Source organism: Novacetimonas sp. GS1, from assembly GCF_036686925.1.
Lineage (GTDB): Bacteria > Pseudomonadota > Alphaproteobacteria > Acetobacterales > Acetobacteraceae > Novacetimonas > Novacetimonas hansenii.
This window is the reverse complement of the sequence record NZ_VSZP01000001.1, coordinates 2,010,579-2,029,463: the sequence shown is the minus strand read 5'-3', so window position 1 is coordinate 2,029,463 and position 18,885 is coordinate 2,010,579. Positions and strand designations below refer to the sequence as shown.

At 54.9% G+C, this 18,885-nt stretch carries 7 protein-coding genes; 1 reads left to right on the top strand and 6 read right to left on the bottom strand.

Translation table 11 applies throughout. The features are described 5' to 3' along the window. Positions 1–371 precede the first annotated feature (371 nt). The 6 genes from FYB92_RS09240 to FYB92_RS09215 all read right to left on the bottom strand — a co-directional run bounded on the left by FYB92_RS09240 (position 372) and on the right by FYB92_RS09215 (position 16,526). Positions 372–2,588 carry a DPP IV N-terminal domain-containing protein gene (locus tag FYB92_RS09240; RefSeq protein ID WP_332828511.1) on the bottom strand — a complete coding sequence of 739 codons (2,217 nt, stop codon included), beginning with the start codon at positions 2,586–2,588 and terminating at the stop codon, positions 372–374. Next, positions 2,585–4,507, bottom strand: coding sequence for a peptidase M61 (locus FYB92_RS09235; protein WP_332828998.1), 1,923 nt, complete (start codon positions 4,505–4,507; stop codon positions 2,585–2,587). The genes FYB92_RS09240 and FYB92_RS09235 overlap by 4 nt, the downstream gene beginning before the upstream one ends. A gap of 325 nt (positions 4,508–4,832) precedes the next feature. After that, a complete protein-coding gene (locus FYB92_RS09230) occupies positions 4,833–6,923 on the bottom strand; it encodes a M13 family metallopeptidase (RefSeq protein WP_075631625.1) in 2,091 nt (696 codons plus the stop codon). A 478-nt stretch (positions 6,924–7,401) separates the two neighbouring features. After that, positions 7,402–9,888: a TonB-dependent receptor domain-containing protein gene (locus FYB92_RS09225; protein ID WP_332828510.1), complete on the bottom strand. Its 2,487-nt coding sequence runs from the start codon at positions 9,886–9,888 to the stop codon at positions 7,402–7,404. Positions 9,889–10,767: 879 nt separating this feature from the next. Next, positions 10,768–13,647, bottom strand: coding sequence for a TonB-dependent receptor domain-containing protein (locus FYB92_RS09220; RefSeq protein WP_332828509.1), 2,880 nt, complete (start codon positions 13,645–13,647; stop codon positions 10,768–10,770). A 227-nt stretch (positions 13,648–13,874) separates the two neighbouring features. Next, positions 13,875–16,526, bottom strand: coding sequence for a M1 family aminopeptidase (locus FYB92_RS09215; RefSeq protein WP_075631634.1), 2,652 nt, complete (start codon positions 16,524–16,526; stop codon positions 13,875–13,877). A 362-nt stretch (positions 16,527–16,888) separates the two neighbouring features. Here FYB92_RS09215 and FYB92_RS09210 point away from each other — a divergent pair, with 362 nt between their 5' ends. Further along, entirely contained in the window at positions 16,889–18,880 is a 1,992-nt protein-coding gene (locus FYB92_RS09210) for a CocE/NonD family hydrolase (protein WP_003619990.1), read from the top strand. Positions 18,881–18,885: the final 5 nt, after the last annotated feature.

Here is an 18,885-nt window from a genome sequence, read left to right as displayed (position 1 = left end):
GGCCTGACTCAAAAAGCGGTTTGAGTGGTTTTTGGCAGAAAACAACACTTGGTTGGGATCAAATCTTATGAGGCTGGAGGGCAAATTGTCTCCAACCTTATGACCATAAACTGCGATTGAGAAACCAAAAGAACCTATCTGGTTTTCACTGTGAACATCAGCACCTCTTAAGTAACTGAAATAAATTTATGTTCGGTCAGACTCTCAGAGAATTATGTGAAATTTAGATAGAATAACCCACTCAAATAAACGTTGCCCAAAATCTTTTGCAAGACGTCACTTTTGAAAAACAAAGCGACGCCACAAAACTTTTATTCCTGACAAATAAGTTGCCCCTCAGAAATCGTCCCGGCATGCCGGGACAGAACCTCCTACTTTCCTGACATCGGATGCAGGGGGGCAAGATTGTCTTTCAGATACCGCATGCGTGCGATCGCAACATGCGAACGCAGCGTCGGATCAGATAGCATATGCGTCCCCGGCAACAGCATCAGGTCATAGGGACGCCCAGCAGTCACCAATGCGCGTGTCAGCTTCAGCGTATTGATGAAATAGACATTATCATCCGTCACCCCATGAATCAGCAGCAGGGGACGTGACAGGCCGGATGCGTATGTCAGCACATTGCTGATACGGTATCCAGATACATCCTGATCCGGCAGCCCAAGATAACGTTCGGTATAGGCAGTGTCATAATCTGAAAAATCAACAGGTGGCGCCCCCGCCACGCCTGCATGGAACAGTTCGGGATGACGCATGACCGCCATGGCCGTGAAATATCCGCCAAACGACCAGCCATAAACCCCTACACGCTTCATATCCATTTCAGGAAATGCCTTGCCCAAGGCGGTCACACCCGCAACCTGATCGTCAAGAGGGGCATCAATCAGGTCATTATGTATGGCCCGTTCCCAGTCACGGTCACGACCGGGCGTCCCGCGCCCATCAAGGCTGACAACAATAAATCCCTGATTGGCAAGACACTGGTTTTCCGCATGCAGGCGCGGTGCGCGCAGTACTTCCTTATATCCCGGCCCGGCATAAACCGACAGGATAACCGGCAGGCGCTGCCCATGGCGAAAATTAACCGGCCGGATGACCATGGCATCATAATCCCGCGTGCCAATTGTCAGGAACTGCATGTTGAACACAGGCGCGGGATGCGCGACGTCAGGCAATACACCTGTAACCTGCCCATCACGCCCACGCAGCAGCACACTCAGGCTGCCGTCCGCCGCATTGAAACGGTCGATGAAGCCGTCATGGTGACCGGCTGTAAAATTCACCTGATGCAACCCAGCCGCCGTCGCCAGTGGCGTGACAGCCCCCGTCGCAAGATCCGCACGGTACACTGCGGTTCCCATGCGATCCGGTGTCGCGGTAAAGGTGATCGTATGGCGTGTCGCATCCACATCATCAAGTGAAGCAAATGGCAGCGCCGATGGCGTCACAACATGATCCATGGACCCATCCGCGTGCCGCATCTCCAACTGCCAGCGACCACTACGTTCCGATGCCCACAGAAAATGCTGCCCATCATGCATCCAATAGGGGAGGGGAAGGCCCGTCGTCCGTGCCGTAGGGGCGATATTCACCCATGCAGCATCATGCTCGGACAACAGTTCCTTTGTCTGGCCCGTGCGGGGATCGACGTCGAGTACATGTTCCTCGTCCTGCGCACGGTCCATCACCACCATCGACAGATGCCCGGTTTCCTTTGACCAGACCACGCGCACGACATACGGATAACGCTCCCGATCCCAATGTATCCAGCGTGTATGGCCACCAGTACGCCTTATGATGCCAAGACGTACTTTTGCATTGGGCGTGCCTGCCTTGGGATAACGAAAGGCCACCGGCGGTGTCGCCGGATTTTCCGGATCGGCGATATAGTGTTTTTCCACACCGGACAGGTCTGCTTCCTCATAGACAAGGAAACGGCTATCAGGCGACCACCACATGCCTTCATGACGATCCAGTTCTTCGGCCGCCGCGAATTCCGCAACGCCATGGGTCAGGTCCGCCGTGCCCCCGCGGGTGACGCGATGCACCTTTCCTGTTTCAAGCGCGATGACGTGGACATCATGATCCTTTATAACCGCGACATGACGTCCGTCGGGGGAAAGGCGTGGCGCACCCCAGTCATCCCCCGGCAACGATGTTACCTCCTGACTGGTCAGGTTGACCCGCAGCAGGTGCCCCGCCTGGCTGGCAATGGCCATCGTCCCGCCATAAGCCATTTCAAAAGCGGTCACACCCGTCATCGTCAGGCGCGCCCGCTCCCGCCGGGCTTTTTCCTCAACCGAAAGATGCTCGTTCGCGACCGCAACATGCGTCAATGCCACATCGCGTCCCGAAGCAATGTCACGATACCATAGCTGCTGGGCCGTATCCTGCGCGCCGCTGCGCAGGAACATAACCCCACGACCATCGGGGGTCAGCATCGCATTACGTGCAATGCCAAGCGTATAGCCCTGTGTCGCCGCACTTTCGGCAAAACATTGCAACGTATCGGCCCGACCGTGGCTCTGCCAGGCGGCAAGCATCAGCACACCGCCCATCAACCGCCACCCGTTCATCACCTTCATGGTGCAATTACCCGGGGACGAAGGATATCAGCGAGCATATCGGTTGTATTGGCAACCCGTTCCAGACGCGGGTAACGCAACCCCGCGTGATAGGGAACGTCAACCGTCGCATAACGATCCCCGGCACGAACCAGCAGACGAATGGGGGGGGCACCGGTCGCGGTTGCCGCAGTGATGGCATCGGACAGGGTATCCGCGTCGAAGGCAAAGCCGTTAACAGCCACGATTTCCTCGTCCATCGTCAGCCCAGCCTGCCAGGCGGGACTGTTCCATTCGACATTCAGCAGTTTTCCCTTCTGGTTAAGGGAGAAGCCAAGGGAGAAGCTGTAATCATGCATCTTCAACAAGGCTTCGCGCGCGGACTGGTATGCGGTGGGTTCCGTCGCATAAGTCAGGCGATACCCACCCCGTGCCAGTCCTTCAAGCGGGGCATGGCGGGTTACAACATCCACACGGTCATGCAGAAATTTGGCCCAGTCATAAGGCTGGACTGCATTCAGTGCGGCAATCATGTCCTCACGCCGATAGGGGTGGGTCACGATGCTGCCATCATCAACACCAAAGAACCGACGCGCAACATCATCCAAGGAATGCTGCCCGTGCGACAGGTCACGCAATAGCGTATCCACCTCCAACCACAACAACTGCCCTTCGGAATAGTAATCCTCGCTCCGCTGCCAGCTACGCCAGGAAAGGGGCGTGCGTCGTGCGATGACGGGATCGTTGGTCGTATCCACCAGGGGACGCCACAAACGCCCCGCGCGCCCGTCATAGGTCGCGGCCACCATCGCGATCGCATCCAGCACCTGCTGCGGTGTCATCAAACCACTGCGTGCGGCCAGGACATAACCCCAATATTGTGTCTGCCCTTCATAGATCCACAGCAGGGCCCCGCGTTGGGGAGTATTGAAATCCGCAGCCCACAGGTCATCCGGCCGACGGAATTTTCCATTCCAGGAATGGGTGAATTCATGCGCAAGCAGGTCACGGACGGGAAAGGTCTTGTCCCATTTTGTGAAATAGCCGCGCGGTCCACTATTCTCGCTGGACTGATGATGTTCCAGACCTATGCGGCCAAGTTCTTCGGTCAGAGCAAGCAGGAAATCATAATGTTCATAATGATGGGAACCAAAGACTGCATTCGCCTGTACGACCAGGTTACGATGCACCTGAACCTGCGCATCCGTCGCCGCAAGTTCTTCTGGCCGGTCGGCTACGACATCAAGTGAAACCGGAACGCCATGTGGCGGCGTCAGGTCGAAACGCCGGAAATAACGCCCGGCAAAGACCGGAGAATCCACAAGTCGGTCAAACGAAGTATCCTGGAATGTGACACTGTCACCCGACACAGCCCCCATACGGGCACGTAGCGCCGTTCCATACTGCCACCCATGCGGCAACACCAGAGTTGGCGATACGGTAATGCCACGCGTAAAATATCCTGCGGGATAGAGGGTTACGGCATTCCATTGCACATTAAGCATGTCGGGCGTCATCACCACGCGTCCCACATCGGGGGATACAGGGGTCAGGATCTGAAAATCCAGTGTCACCGTGGTTGTGCCCGCAGGGATGGGGATATGAAAGGCACTGATATCCACCGTATCACGGACCCATGCGATATTCTGGCTACCGGCACGCACCGACAGGCCGCCAAACTGCGTGATCGAACCTGTTGGCGCATGGTCTCCCGGTACCCACATCGGATACCTGACGATGAAATCCCCCCCGTGGGCCGACAGTTCTGGCGCAACAGGAAGCGTTTCGTGAACGGTATAGATATGACGCGCAAGGTCTGTCCCATCGACCTTTAGCGCAATGGTCCCAGGCATGTGCGCATCCCGTGCCGCCGGTATCGGCGCGGGCAGGGGACGCGGCTGCGGCACAGGCGCATCAGCCCCCCGCGCGTTCGCATTCATCGCGACAAAAACAGCAAGTCCTGACAAGCCTGCAAACAGGATAGAACGCAAAACGCATACTCCATACAAACATAGTGTACCGGTCATATCCCGATACGAAATCCTGGCCTTTCAGGGCCTTTGTGGACAAACGGGCCTGAAGCAACATTCCGATGAAAATGGAAGTTCCTGTTTCATACTATATTTAAAGAAAGCCATATTCCGCATGACTTTTTAAAAACAGTTTCCCGGAAACTTCCATATCGGGGCATCATGCCGTCCAGAACATTTTTTCAAAGGCCACCAAAGCCGACACCAGAAATCCTGATAGTCCCATTTTAAAAAATCACCAGATTTTTACACGTGATTCTGGACTAATATACAGAGACTGTCCCGGCTGTACGTTCCAGGCCTTGTACCATGCATCGATATTGTGCATCGGGACATTGACGCGGGCACGCGGGGGGGAATGCGGATCGGTAATCACGCGCTGGCGGATCGTGTCATCACGCAGCTTTTCACGCCAGACCTGCGCCCATCCCAGGAAAACACGCTGATCCCCGGTCATGCCATCAATGACCGGGGCTTTCTTTCCCTTCAACGAGGCATGATAGGCATCAAGCGCCAGGGTCAGGCCGCCAAGGTCTGCTATGTTTTCACCCATCGTCAACTTACCATTCAGGTGTACGCCAGGCAGAACCTCGAACGCATCATACTGCGCCCCAAAGCGCGCCGAAAGTTGATTGAAGCGTTCTTCGTCTTTTTTGGTCCACCAATCGCGCAACTGCCCCTTTTCGTCGAATTTACGACCTTCATCGTCAAAGGAATGGGTCATTTCATGACCGATCACCCCACCGATCGCCCCGTAATTGATGGCCATATCCGCCGAAGGGTTGAAAAATGGCGGCTGAAGAATGGCGGCGGGAAAGACAACCTCGTTAAAAACCGGATTATTATAGGCATTAACGGTCTGTGGCGTCATATCCCATTCGTCACGGTCAACAGGCTGCCCAAGGTGGGCCAACCAGTAAGACCATTCAAACGCGACACCGCGCGCCGAATTGCCATATGCATCGCCGCCATGAACAACCAGCCCCGTATAGTCGCGCCATTTGTTGGGATAGCCGATCTGGATCGCAGAACTGTCCAGCTTGCGGATGGCAGCCTTACGCGTCGCCTTGCCCATCCACGCATTATGTTTCAGGCGGATGCGAAACGCCGCCTTCAGTTCCTGCGTCAGGCCCACCATCTTGTCACGATAGGGGGCGGGGAAATACCGGCTGACATAGACCTTGCCCAACGCCATGCCCATGGCTTCGCCTGTTGCATGTCCCGCCCGTTTCCACCGTGCGGTCAGTTGCGGCTGCCCTGACAGGGTCTTGCCATGGAAATTGAACGATGCATTGACAAAATTATGCGGCAGAACCTGCGCCGCATTATCCACAAGATGGAACGCCAGCCACGCACGCAGCGTCGTCATGTCTGTCCGGGCAAGGATCTGCGCCTCTGTCGTGATGGCGGACGGTTCGCCCACAATGATATGCCCCGACTGGGCCACGGCATCAGGAATGCGGGCCGCCTTCAGATAGGATGACCAGTCAAATCCGGGAGCTTTTTCCTGCAACATGGCAAGCGACATCGGATTATAAATCCGATCTGGATCACGCATATCCTGACGCGCCCAGTGCGCCTGTGCCAGAGCCGTCTCAAGCGCTACGATCGCGCCCGCGGCACCACGCGCGTCAGGCCAGCGGATCAGGGCGAGCATCTGTGCAATATATACCTGATAGGCGTCTTTTTTCGCCTGCATTTCGGGCTTCAGGTAATAATCACGATCCGGCATACCCAGCCCTGCCTGATCCAGTGTCAGGGCATATTTCGTGGGCGTACGGGCATCTGGCTGGATGCCCAGGGCAAACGGAGTGAACTGGAAACCATCCTGAGCAGTTCCCGACAGGGTGGCAAAATCGGTGATCGTGCGCAGCGCACGAATTTTCGAAAGATCATCGGACAGGGGACGAATGCCACGGTTCTCTATATTTTTTTCGTCAAGAAACGTGGCATAAAAAGTGCCAAGCTTCTGCTCGATTGTCTGGGGATCTTCGACCGGATGGGCGGACAGTTCCTCGAGAATGCTCCTGACGCGCGTCCGTGACAGTTCGGCCAGGGCATTGAACGGGCCATATGATGTCATGTCAGGTGGGATGACGATATCGCGTACCGCCGTACCATCCGCATATTCAAAAAAATCGTTCCCCGGCAGGGCTGAAGTATCACGTCCGGCGAGGTCAAATCCCCACCGTCCGAAATTGTCACTCACCACGCTGCCCGCCCCTTGTGCGGCCGGGGTGGCATGCGAAATGCCTGCACCACAGGTCGCCAGTAACGTGGCCCCCAAAAGTCCGGCGCGCATTGCCCGTCCTGTCATACCTGCCATTATGTATTCCCCGTTTCGAGAGCATGAGTAAGCATCTCCATTTTGACCTCAAAATGGAATCACGACAATATATCCACGCGTATAAGAAACATGAAGTTCACATCAGAAAACACAGATGTGACAATATGACGGTCCCCGCATCATGATACGGGGCAGGGCAGGGCAGGGCACGACATATCCGCATCACCGATTTTTCAGAAATGTATGCAAATTTGGTGTAACCGTATTTTTAAATTTTAAGGCTACAGATCCACCCAAAGGATAGATTTTTAAATATTCAAAGAAATATTCATGGTATTTTATTATTTTTAAATTTACTCTTATTGATCTTGATATTATTTTCAATGATATATTATTTAAAAATAAAAACACTAAAACAACTACTTTTATTAAATTATTATGTTCAAACTATCTCCTTTTCACAATAAAAAAGGCGCGACCCGTTACCGGATCGCGCCCTGACATCGAAACCGCACAATTAGAACTGTGCGGAAACCGAACCGAAGAACATACGCGGCGCAGCCACGTACAGGTTGGCGTTGTCGTCGCCACTCACACTCGCGGCGCCATACACACCACCAATGTAGTTCTTGTTGAACAGGTTGGTAATACCAAAGGTCGTCTTGATATTCTGCGCAAAACCGACCTTGCCAAAGTTGTAGCTGCCATTCAGGTTCGACGTCCAGTAAGACGGAATGTACTGGTCGTTCGTATAGGTCATGGCGCGACGGCTGGTATAGGTCGCATTGAAGTTGAACATCGCCCGATGCCACGTATAGGTCAGGTTCGCCTTATACATGAACTTCGGGTAATAGACCTGATGCTTGCCCTTCAGGCTCAGCATGCTGCCGCCATCGGGAATGCTGCCTTCATAAACTGCGTTATTCCAGCTGAAGCTGTTGGAAATCTCCAGCCCATGAACCGGACGGATGGCCGCCATCACATCCGCGCCGTTCATCGTTTCACGACCCACGTTCGCCACGGCACCATATGTGTTGCCGGTCGAACCCGACGTCACTGTCGCCAGACGGTTATAGTAGTCGGTGTGATAGAAATCAGCACTTGCCGTCAGCATCTTGGAGTTATAGCGATACCCCACGACGTAATTCCAGGTCCGCTCCGGACGCAGTGTATTCTTGTTGGCATTGAACACGCTCTGTGCCGAATTGGCCGCGCTGCCAAGACCGCCCCACACGGTGCCGGAGCTGCTCTGCTGACCATAGTCATAGGCGCGCATGTTCTCGGCAATATCGAAATACACTTCATGATGCCGCTGGAAGTGATAATCGAAATTGAAATGCGGCAGGAATGCATCGGCTGCCGTCATGCTGCCATCGGCAGGATGGCTGTAATACGTGCCCCAGTTGGAATATTTGGCAGAATTATCAAGCTTCGTGCCACCATGCGTATCCTGCAGCATGGATTTGAAGCCCGCACTGACCGTCATACCCGGAATGATATGATAGGTGTCCTGCAGATAGAACTGGAACGTATTGGTGTTGAAGGAATCAGAATACCACGTCGCCGCCTGCGATGCCTTGAAATCGCTCTTGGAATTGTGGGCTGCATCCACACCATCCTCATACATGCGCATGGGATAGTTGAAGGCATCATTTTCATACCAGATCCCGGTCTGGATATCGTTGCCATGCGTATGGATCGAGAAATTCTGTGTGAAGCCGATACGCTGCACATCAGGATGCCCGGTTTCCAGCGCCATCGGCACACCCGAGGTCGGGGAGACCAGGAACGGGTTGCTGCCGCTGTAATCGCCGCTGGAGACATGCGCATAGGCAATGGTCTTGGACGTTACGTTCGGGAAAATCTGGAATTCGCCTGTAATGGCGGACAGATAGTTACGCTGCGTCTGTGTACCGTCATAGGCGTAATCGCCAATTTCGTCATTCGACAGTATCCCTTCAAGATTGGAGGGAACGCCGCCATTCTGCGCGTAACCGGCATACTGCTTCGACAGGGCATAGTTGGGCTTCAGGTAGGTCGCGTTGCGCCCCATCTTCTGCCATATGTTCTTCGTCAGCCCCATGTAGTTGTACTGGGCAAAGTTCGAATAATCGAAAATCGCCGTGATCTTGCCGCGATCACCCACCGGCTGGACCAGCTTGAAATTAGCCTGCTGTTCCTGCTGGTCGCCAAAACCTTTCCACATATCCTGGTCCGTGCGCGCATAAGCCGCATAGAACCGGGTGCCCGTCGAATTCAGGACACCACTGTCGACGCGCCCGAACGTGCGGAATGCATTATAGCTGCCGAAGGTCTGACCGACACGTCCACCAGCCTTCAGCGAAGGATCGGACGTCGTATAGGTCAGCGCCCCGCCCAGGGTCTGCGCAGACGGCGTATCGAGCGCGCCGGCACCCTGCGACACGGTCATGCCCGCGACGTCTTCCTGGATTTCCATCTGATCGACACTAAGGCCGTTCCAGTTATGGAACCCCTGACCGCCCATCGGGATGCCGTCAAGTGTTTCACCAAGCTGCGTCTGGTTGAAGCCACGGACATACAGGGTGTTCGCCACCGTATCGAGACCGAAAGCATCATCCGATGCGAAATTAACGCCGGGCGTGGTCAGCGCAAGGATCTGGTTGGGGCTTGTGCCCTCAACGAAATGATCCATCTGCTCACGCGTTACGGCCTGAACCGCACCGTGGGAATGCACACGACCGACACTGACCTGCAGGGTTTCAGGCGCCGAATGCGGCACGGCAGTACTGCGTGCGGTGGCCTGCGCACGGGCAGGGGACACGCGGCCAGCATGCGTACTGGCAGCCTGCGGGGCATTCGTCCGGTGAAGACGATGGGCAGTCGTGCTGGAAGGGGTGGTCGCCCCTCCCTGCGTCGCGGCCACGGCCGTAGAACCGACCGACAGCAGCCACACAAACGCAGACCCTGCCAGCAAGGGCCGACGAGCCAGACGATTTTTTTCCCGCCTCACGATATTTGGCATAGAGGACTTTTTCCAATCACAGCCATGACGCGGTGCCGTATCGGATCATGCAATGATCCTGCACCGTCATATTGTTGATATTCACGCCGCGGCATGAGGAAAAAGTACGGAACATTTCGCTCATTGCTTCCCCCATAAAATCGGACCTGCCGACCGCCACAGCCTGTTTTTCAGATGAAAATCATTACAGTGTCAGAAGAGGGATTATTCAACGCCGAAAAAAGACAGCACACCACCCGTGCGCGCTTTGTGGTCAAAAAGCAACACATGGTCATGCCGACGCAAAAGTTCACATATGGATTTTTTTAAGTTTCCCGCATATGAAAATGCGAGTCATTAACATTTCACTTATTCATTTTTTTCATATATTTCAAAAAAAATCAAAGGTTGTTTTTGATTATATCTTTTATTGAATCCAGACAGAAATATAAATTCAATGCCCAAAAATATATTCCATCAGATACAGATCGATATCATTCTGTTATCACAATATTTTTCCACAGACCCATCATGCTTATGTCATAAAAAATACATAAAACATTCATTTTAGGGCTTGCTGTATCCAAAAAGCCCTAGCCAAAACCGGCAGAATAACATTCACGATAAAATATCATATTTTTCGAAAGATAAAATATGAAATGTACATTCCAAAGATAATGATCTTGCAAACCTATGCACGAACCTCTTTGCCAGCATCCTGTCATTCATTCTTTTTTTGATGATGTTAATTGAAATTACATACCATATTGAATAGGTTTTGCTTCGCCGTCTGTTGTCATAACAATAAGAGTAGAGGCAAAAGGTGCATCGCCACGAACCAGCCGCGCGATGCACCCCGCCAATTTTCACGTGATTGCCAGAGTCACAACCATCCAGATATCAGCCAAAACGCGCACGGACGCTGAAGGTCACGCTGGCAGGCTGGCCGGGAAGACCGTCACTGAACTGCTTGGAGCAGCCATAATTGCTCACCGCCTGTCCGGCGAACGGACCGCTGGTGAAATTCCCGCATGAAGAGGGGGAAATCTGGCGATATTTGTACTGCCAGTAGAACGTATTGAACAGGTTATAGACATTCACGTCGAAGTTCAGGGACTTGAGTGGCCCGGCATTCTTCAGGGGCATTTCGTAATTGAGATCAAGCGAGAAGATCATATAAGGCGCGATGCCGCCATGTGGGTCATACGTCGTGGAACCCGCCGTGGCATTATAATAGGCATAGCTTCCATAGCTGCCGATACCAGGAATCGGGCCGACATTCTCGCTGCCCGTCAGGTCATAGCTTGTATATTGATGCCCGGTATACTGTCCCTGAAAGCGTACATTGAAATCGTCGCCGTGACGGAACATGCTGCGTTTGTTGTAATCAATGCCGATCGTCGACAGCCATTGTGGTACACCGGTCACAGGGGAGCCGTTCGTCGCAATACCGAACTGATCTTCCTGAACCGAGATGGATTCCAGCGCCGTCGCCTTATAATGATCGCTGAGGTGAGAGAAATTGCCAAAGAGCTGGATCTGCGGCGTGACCTGATAGACCACCGACATTTCCTCGCCCTTCATGGCACGCTGTCCTGCGTTGGTATAAATTGACATGCCTGCATCGGGACCAGACTGATAATTGAACATGCCAAAGTCCCGATCAATCTTCTGATAGAAATAATCAATGGAGACAGTCAGGTTAGAGCGGTTATACTTGATACCACCTTCCGCCATATGAACGATGGAGGCGTTGGGCACACTTCCCATGACTTCGGGCGAAAAATCCGATGTCGGGGCATACAGGGCGGAATTCCCCCAACTTCCATACAATGACAGGCCCTTGGCCGCAGGCAGGACCTTATCAAGGTCATATGTCACGTTAATGAACGGCAGCCATTCACGATCCCATTTATGGGCGCTATAGGCACCGGTGCCACATCCGTATTGTTGGCAATATGCGCTAGATGCAAGGCCGGCTGGCACTGTCCCGCCATAGATCTTGCTGCCCGTCAGGCTGGACTGGGTTCCTTCGACCACAAAACCTGGCGTGATATGAAGGGTGTTCTTGAACAGGTCAATTTTATCCTGGAAATACCCCTGGTACATGACACGCTGCGGTCCCCCGTCATACCCGCTGATCAGGTTTGATGAGGTACGGGGAATATTTGATGTGCCCCATGCATATGTCGGGGAACTGTTGCCGGTTTCCTTTGCAATCAATGCGCCTACCTTGATGGTCTGCTGTATGCCCCACACTGTCGGGGGCGTAATCGTCAGGCGTGGACGGATGCCGTAGGTATCAGTGCGGGTATACGAAAGCTGCGCATTATATCCGCACGGGCTGGCCTGTCCGGCGGCACTCCACATATTTGCGACACTACTGGGACAGGCGGCGGAACCGGCGGGAAAACGTGATGCCCCGTCATAGGTATAGACCTGAGGGTCATAAAAGAGGTTCCCATACCCATACAATCCCTGCTCACCAAAACCTGCCGGGTTCTGGGCAAAGATGCTTGTGCCGGGCGGGTCATAGGCACCACTGCCCCCATTGGGCGCAAAAGCTGCGGGATTGGCATAGCTTTCCATGGTCGAATCAGAAAATTCGTAAAAACCTGTTACGCCCGCTGTAATATAATCATTGATATATTTATCATTTTTCAGGATCAGGGTAAAATAATCGTTGTTTTCTGAACTGAATGCCTGACTTGGGTCATAATTCGCATATTTCCCATATTCATTCAGATAGGCGATGGGCAATGGCTCTGCCACGAATTTCCCTGATCCGGTATTATACAGGGCCGTTAACTGGAACAATGACATGCCATCGTCATATGGCTTGTCAAAAGCAAATTCCATGTTGTTGTAACGCGCGGGGGTATGGTCGATATACCCACGTGTCTGCATGTTGGAATATTTGATCATCAGGCGCGGGGCATTGATCCCTTCACCCATCCAGCCATTGAGTTTGCCGCTATCGAACTGGAAGCCCTCGTTATAGGTGCCATAACTTCCAAGAGAGCCGAAAATATCAATCTGCCTTTTTTGCGCCGGGCGCAGGCTGTGATAATCAATGGTGCCACCAATCGTACCAAACGTCGTGGAGGCAGGGTAGGCGACACCAGGCATGATCGTCACGCCACTGATCTGATCAAGATTGAACCGCCCGCCGATGATGCTGTTGAGGTAGCCACCCGATCCCCCGTTCAGAAGATCCTGCATCGGCACGCCATCAAGGGTGGAGGCAACCTCTGACCCACGTGCACCACGGATGGACATGACCGGTTCATTATTACCGATCCCCTGTGAATAGACATTGACCGATGGGGCATCACGCAGGATGGAAACGATACTGCCCGTGATACCAGCCTGGCGGATATGATCTTCGCCCAGAACGGTCGCCGCACTTGGGGAATCTTTTTCACGCAGCAGGCGGCGCTGCGCCCGGACATAGATTTCCTCCATCTTGCTTTTCGGGCTGGCCACGGTCGTGCCCGCACCCTGTGCAGGTGTGGCAGCCGTCGGTGCGGTGGCAACCGGCGTTGCCTCTGCCTGGGGTACGGTCCGGGCAGGCGTCGTGGAGGTGGCGGATTGGGCATGATGCCCATGCGACGTGCCCCCTGACGCCGACGCCGGCGCCGACGCCGAAACCGCCGTCGCACTGTCCTGCGCGCGGACAGCATTACTGTAAAGCCCGGCGCATGTCGTCGCCATCAGGGCGACGGCCATCGTGGCTGACGGGTGCAGGACCCGATAGGCGCCGATGCTGCTTTTGTTCAAAGAGGCAGGTTCTCCCTGCTGCATTAACGTGCAATGCAGCAGGGGAATATTTATTTTCTTCATAGAGTTCCCCTTTGTGATGAGCCGATTCATGAACTATCGGTAATATCATTACAAAGGCGGAAACATCTGCGTTCAATACAAATATATAAAACTATAACATTAACTACTTTTAGTTGCCAAAAGACAACACAATGTAGTGTTATTATTTAAGTTTATATTTGTTTTTATTTAATGTTCCTCTCCTGCATCCATTCAGTCAGTTGCGTCCGCGCACGTGCATAAATCTCCGCATTGGACAGGATCTTGTCTGCTGCCTGTCGCGCCGAAATCAGGCTGCCACGCGAAGACGTGCTGGACGGATTACTCAACAATGCTTTGGCGATATCGGGATTCACCGTTTCTCCCGCAACTGCGGGCAACAGTTTTTCCTGCGACCATGGCGCCAGAAGTTTCCTGATGTCATCCTGATTTTCCAGAACAATATTCCAGACTTCGTCAGGATGTCCGCTTTCACGTGCGACAACCGCCAGCGATCTTACGATACGTCCGTTGGGAATGCTCCCGCTATAGGCGAAGGCAACCGTACGTCGTGTCAACGCCGTGTCATGTGATGCAGCCAGCGCGCCAAAGAAACGCAGCTTCTGTTCTGTATCCGGTGCCTTGCGGATGACATTTTCGATCTGGTCATATGTTTTGCCATCTGCTTCACGCCCTGCGATCGTGGCAACGGGATCAATCAGGCTGGCGGGCAGGGATTTAGAGGATTTCAGGTATTTTTCAAAACGTCCCTGCGCCTCGGTAATGATTGCGCGATCCCCGAACTGGCCCAATGCGTCGATCACCTTGGGACGCAGCAGGGTATCGGTAAAGGGTTCATCCGCACGCACATCCCAGCCAAGGCGCTGCATCTGTCCTTGAAGGATGGAACGGGCAAAATCGTGGAACCGTCCCTGCGCCGGCGTTCCCGTCATCATGACATCAAGGGCCTGCAGATGCGAAATTGTATCCTGCCAGACGGCGATATCAGCTTCCTGGGTGGCCGGAAGGTTGGCCACCAGTGACAGGTAATCCTTTAACGATGCCTGCCCGGACTGGAACATCGCAAACTCGTCACCCAGGATATTGGCACGGTCCGCCGGCCCGAAGGAAGCAAACTCCTTTTGCAGAAGCGCAAGGGATGCCGCGTCATAGCGGGTACGGTAATACCCATTTTCACCAAGGTTGATCTTGATCGCATGGTCACATCCCGCAATACGCAGGGTGGATGGGGCCTTGCCCAGCAGGATCTTGTGGACATCGCCACCAGCTGTTCCCGCAATGACCGGCACCTTCCACTTCAGCGCGGCTGCATGGGGATCATGGATGGTAAAGCGGCCCTGTGTCAGCGTCAGGACAGTTTCACCCGCCACACACCGGCGGGCAACATTGACCTGCGGGATTCCTGGCTGCTCGACAAAGCTACGCGCAACCGCGCCGATATCCTGACCCGAGGCATGCGACAGCGCGGCCCACAGGTCATCGCTGGTCGCATTGCCATAGGCATGGGCCTTCATGTAATCGCGCATGCCATCACGGAAACGGTCCTCGCCCAGCCAGTTTTCGACCATGCGGATCACCTGCTCACCCTTTTGGTAGCTGATCCGGTCAAATGCGCTGCTGGCCTCGCTTACGTCATGGATTGTCTGCTGGATGGGGTGGGTGGTGGATTGTGCATCCAGCGCCATCGCCGCTTCGCGATCGGAATGCTGGCGCGGCCAGATTTCCCATCCCGGATTGAAATGATTGGTGGCCTTGGTTTCCATCCACGAGGCAAAACCCTCGTTCAACCAGATGTCATTCCACCATCCCATGGTCACAAGGTCGCCTGACCACTGGTGCGCCATTTCATGTGCGACCACCAGGTACACCCATTCACGGGTTTCGGGGGAACTACGGCTTGGGTCAAACAGGACAGCGTCGTCAATGAACGTCATCGCCCCCCAGTTTTCCATGGCCCCCGCTTCGTAATTGCCGGGAATGGCCAGCAGGTCCAGCTTGGGCAGGGGATAGGGAACGCCAAAATACTGGTTATAATAAGGCAAGATGTCGGTTGCCGCGCCAAGCGCGTATTCACCGTTCTTCTGCTCCCCGCTGGGGGCGTAAACATTGATGGGTGTGTCACCCGCCTTGCCATGCACCGCACCAAGGTCGCCAGCCACCACGGCAAGGAGATAGCTGGACATACGTGGCGTGGTGGCAAAATTGACGTATTTCGTCCTTCCTGCCGCCTTTGTGACCGAGGTGACCGGCATGTTACTGACGGCGGTATAGGCGCGCGGCACACGCACGCTCAGTTGATAGGTCGCCTTCAGGCCCGGCTCGTCCCAGCTTGGGAACATGCGACGGGCATCGGCGACTTCGAACTGCGTCACCAGCATCCGCTTTTTCCGCCCCTTCGGATCACGGTAATCGTCATAATAGATACCGTTGGGGGTCTGGGGGATTGGCCCGGTATAGCGGATCGACAGCACATGCCGCCCCGCCGGAAGCTGCCCCGGGACAGGGACGCTCAACGTCGCGGTCTGGGCAGCCTCGTCTTGTGAAATCCGCAGGGCGGTGCCATCAACGCTTGCGGACTCAAGCTTCAGGCCCGCCTGATTCAATATGATCTGCCCCACCGGCTGTGTCACCGTCAGGTCGATATCTTCATGACCACTCAGTACGAGGGCCTTCATATCGGTATCGACACTGATACGATAGGCTGCGGGCACAACAGTCGTGGGCAATCCCCCCGGCGTCAGTTCGGGCGACGATGCATGGCCTGCTGCTATTGGTGCGGCGTGGGCGGCACCCCCTGCAAGCAGCGCCAGCACGGGAAGTGCCAGCATGGGCCGCATACGTGGCCCTGAAAACCTGCCTGAACCTTCGTCATCTGCAAAACGCACAATCATCCTCCGTTACGGAATGTTATTACCATTCCTGTCATAGCCACAAACCGTAACGGTTTCCTTTGTTGTTATGTAAAGTTAATGAAACAGCCAACGCAGGCATCGCACGCCGCCCACTGACCGGCCGCCATTGGGGCACCTCCACTGGTCCGCACCCATGGCGGGAAGGGAAGGGAAGGGGGCAGCCCCCAAGATGCAGTTTTTACACCCGATCCCGCACCAAGGTGTTTTTGGGCGTTCGGAACCGACCATTGCTATGATAAGGGCAATGCAACGATAACGCCCCATGGGCAACACTGGAGTGCAATGACATGAAACGGCTTTCCTGGCGGCACCTGCCGTCACTGGCAATCATGATTGCAGGCGTATCGTCAGGTGCGCTGGCTGAACGCTGCCTTGCGGCGGACACGCACGCTGCGACAAAGGCAACCGCGACGACCGATGCCTCCGCACTGATGGTACAGACCGGCAGCGATATTCCCGCCCATGTGGTTTTCCCCACCAGCGCGCGCAATTATGTCAAGCGTGACGTCATGATCCCGATGCGCGACGGTGTGAAGCTGCATACGGTCATCGTTATCCCCAAGGATGCATCTGGCGCGCCAATCCTGCTGACGCGCACCCCCTATCATGCCTCGGCGCGGGCGAACCGCATTCCTGATGCCCCCGACATCCGCTCCATCCTGCCTGAAGGCGACGATACGTTCGTCGAAGGCGGCTATATCCGGGTGTTTCAGGACATCCGTGGCAAGTACGGCTCCGAAGGGGATTACGTCATGACCCGCCCGCCGCGTGGTCCGCTGAACCCCACGAAAACGGATGAAACCACCGATGCGTGGGATACAATTGAATGGCTGGTCCATAACCTGCCCGAAAGCAATGGCCGCGTGGGCATGCTCGGCTCTTCTTACGAAGGTTATACGGTGGTCATGGCGCTGCTTGACCCACATCCGGCATTGAAGGTTGCCGCCCCCGAAAGCCCGATGGTCGATGGCTGGATGGGTGATGACTGGTATCATTATGGCGTGTTCCGTCAGGGTGGGCTTGATTATTTCACCATGCAGATGTCCGAACGCGCGGAAGGCCATGCCATCCCGCGTATCGACCATGACGATTACACCAATTTCCTGACCGCCGGTTCCGCCGGACAGTTCGCGCATAATGCGGGGCTGGACCAATTCCCGTGGTGGCAGCGCATGCTGGCCCATCCCGCCTACGACGCCTTCTGGCAGCAGCAGGCGCTTGATCACCTGCTGGCGCAGCGCAAGACAAGCGTCCCGACCTTATGGGAACAGGGATTGTGGGATCAGGAGGACATGTGGGGCGCCATCCATACATGGCAGGCCCTTCAGGCAACGGCCCCGACCGTGCCGAATGTCCTGGTCATGGGGCCATGGCGCCACAGCCAGGTCAATTATAACGGCTCCTCCCTGGGTCCGTTACAATGGAACGGCGATACCGCTTCGCAGTTCCGGCATGATGTGCTGCGCCCCTTCTTTGACCAGTACCTGCGGCCCGGTTCCGCCACCGTTCACCTGCCCGAAGCGATTATCTATAACACCGGCAAGAACCACTGGGACTATCTCGACCGCTGGCCACTGGCATGTGACGAACATTGTCCCCATTCGCTGCAACCTTTCTACCTCCATGCGGAACATGCCCTGTCGACCCGCCAGCCCACCCATGACGAACAGGCGTCGGATCATTACATCTCGGACCCGCAGCATCCGGTTCCCTTCCTGGCCCGTCCGTTCTCCTTTGTTTCAGATTCCGATCGCTGGAAGACGTGGCTGGTACAGGATCAGCGCTTTGCCGAAAGCCGTCCCGATGTCGTGACCTATGAAACCCCGGTCCTGACCGCGCCGGTCAAGGTCAGCGGCGTCCCGACGGCCGACATTTATGCCGCAACCACCGGGACGGATGCCGACTGGGTGGTAAAGGTCATTGACGTCAATCCGCCGACGACTGCCGACCGGCCTGAAATGGGCGGGTATGAACTGGCGGTGTCGATGGATATCTTCCGCGGACGTTACCGCCAGGGCTTTGACAAACCCACCGCCATCGTGCCGGGACAGCCGACGCGCTATCGCTTCACATTGCCGGCAGTCAATCATGTCTTTGAACCTGGACACCGGATCATGATCCAGATCCAGTCCAGCCAGTTCCCGTTATATGACCGCAACCCGCAGAAATTTGTCCCCAATATCCTGCAAGCCACCAAGGAGGACTATACGGTTGCCACGCAGGAAATCTATCACGACCACGCCCATCCTACGGCCGTATGGCTTCCGGTCGTGCCCTGAGTGCA

Coding starts and splice junctions, on each gene's coding strand:
- FYB92_RS09240 (WP_332828511.1), bottom strand. CDS start 2,588: ATGAAGGTGATGAACGGGTGGCGGTTGATGGGCGGTGTGCTGATGCTT.
- FYB92_RS09235 (WP_332828998.1), bottom strand. CDS start 4,507: ATGAATGCGAACGCGCGGGGGGCTGATGCGCCTGTGCCGCAGCCGCGT.
- FYB92_RS09230 (WP_075631625.1), bottom strand. CDS start 6,923: ATGGCAGGTATGACAGGACGGGCAATGCGCGCCGGACTTTTGGGGGCC.
- FYB92_RS09225 (WP_332828510.1), bottom strand. CDS start 9,888: ATGCCAAATATCGTGAGGCGGGAAAAAAATCGTCTGGCTCGTCGGCCC.
- FYB92_RS09215 (WP_075631634.1), bottom strand. CDS start 16,526: ATGCGGCCCATGCTGGCACTTCCCGTGCTGGCGCTGCTTGCAGGGGGT.
- FYB92_RS09210 (WP_003619990.1), top strand. CDS start 16,889: ATGAAACGGCTTTCCTGGCGGCACCTGCCGTCACTGGCAATCATGATT.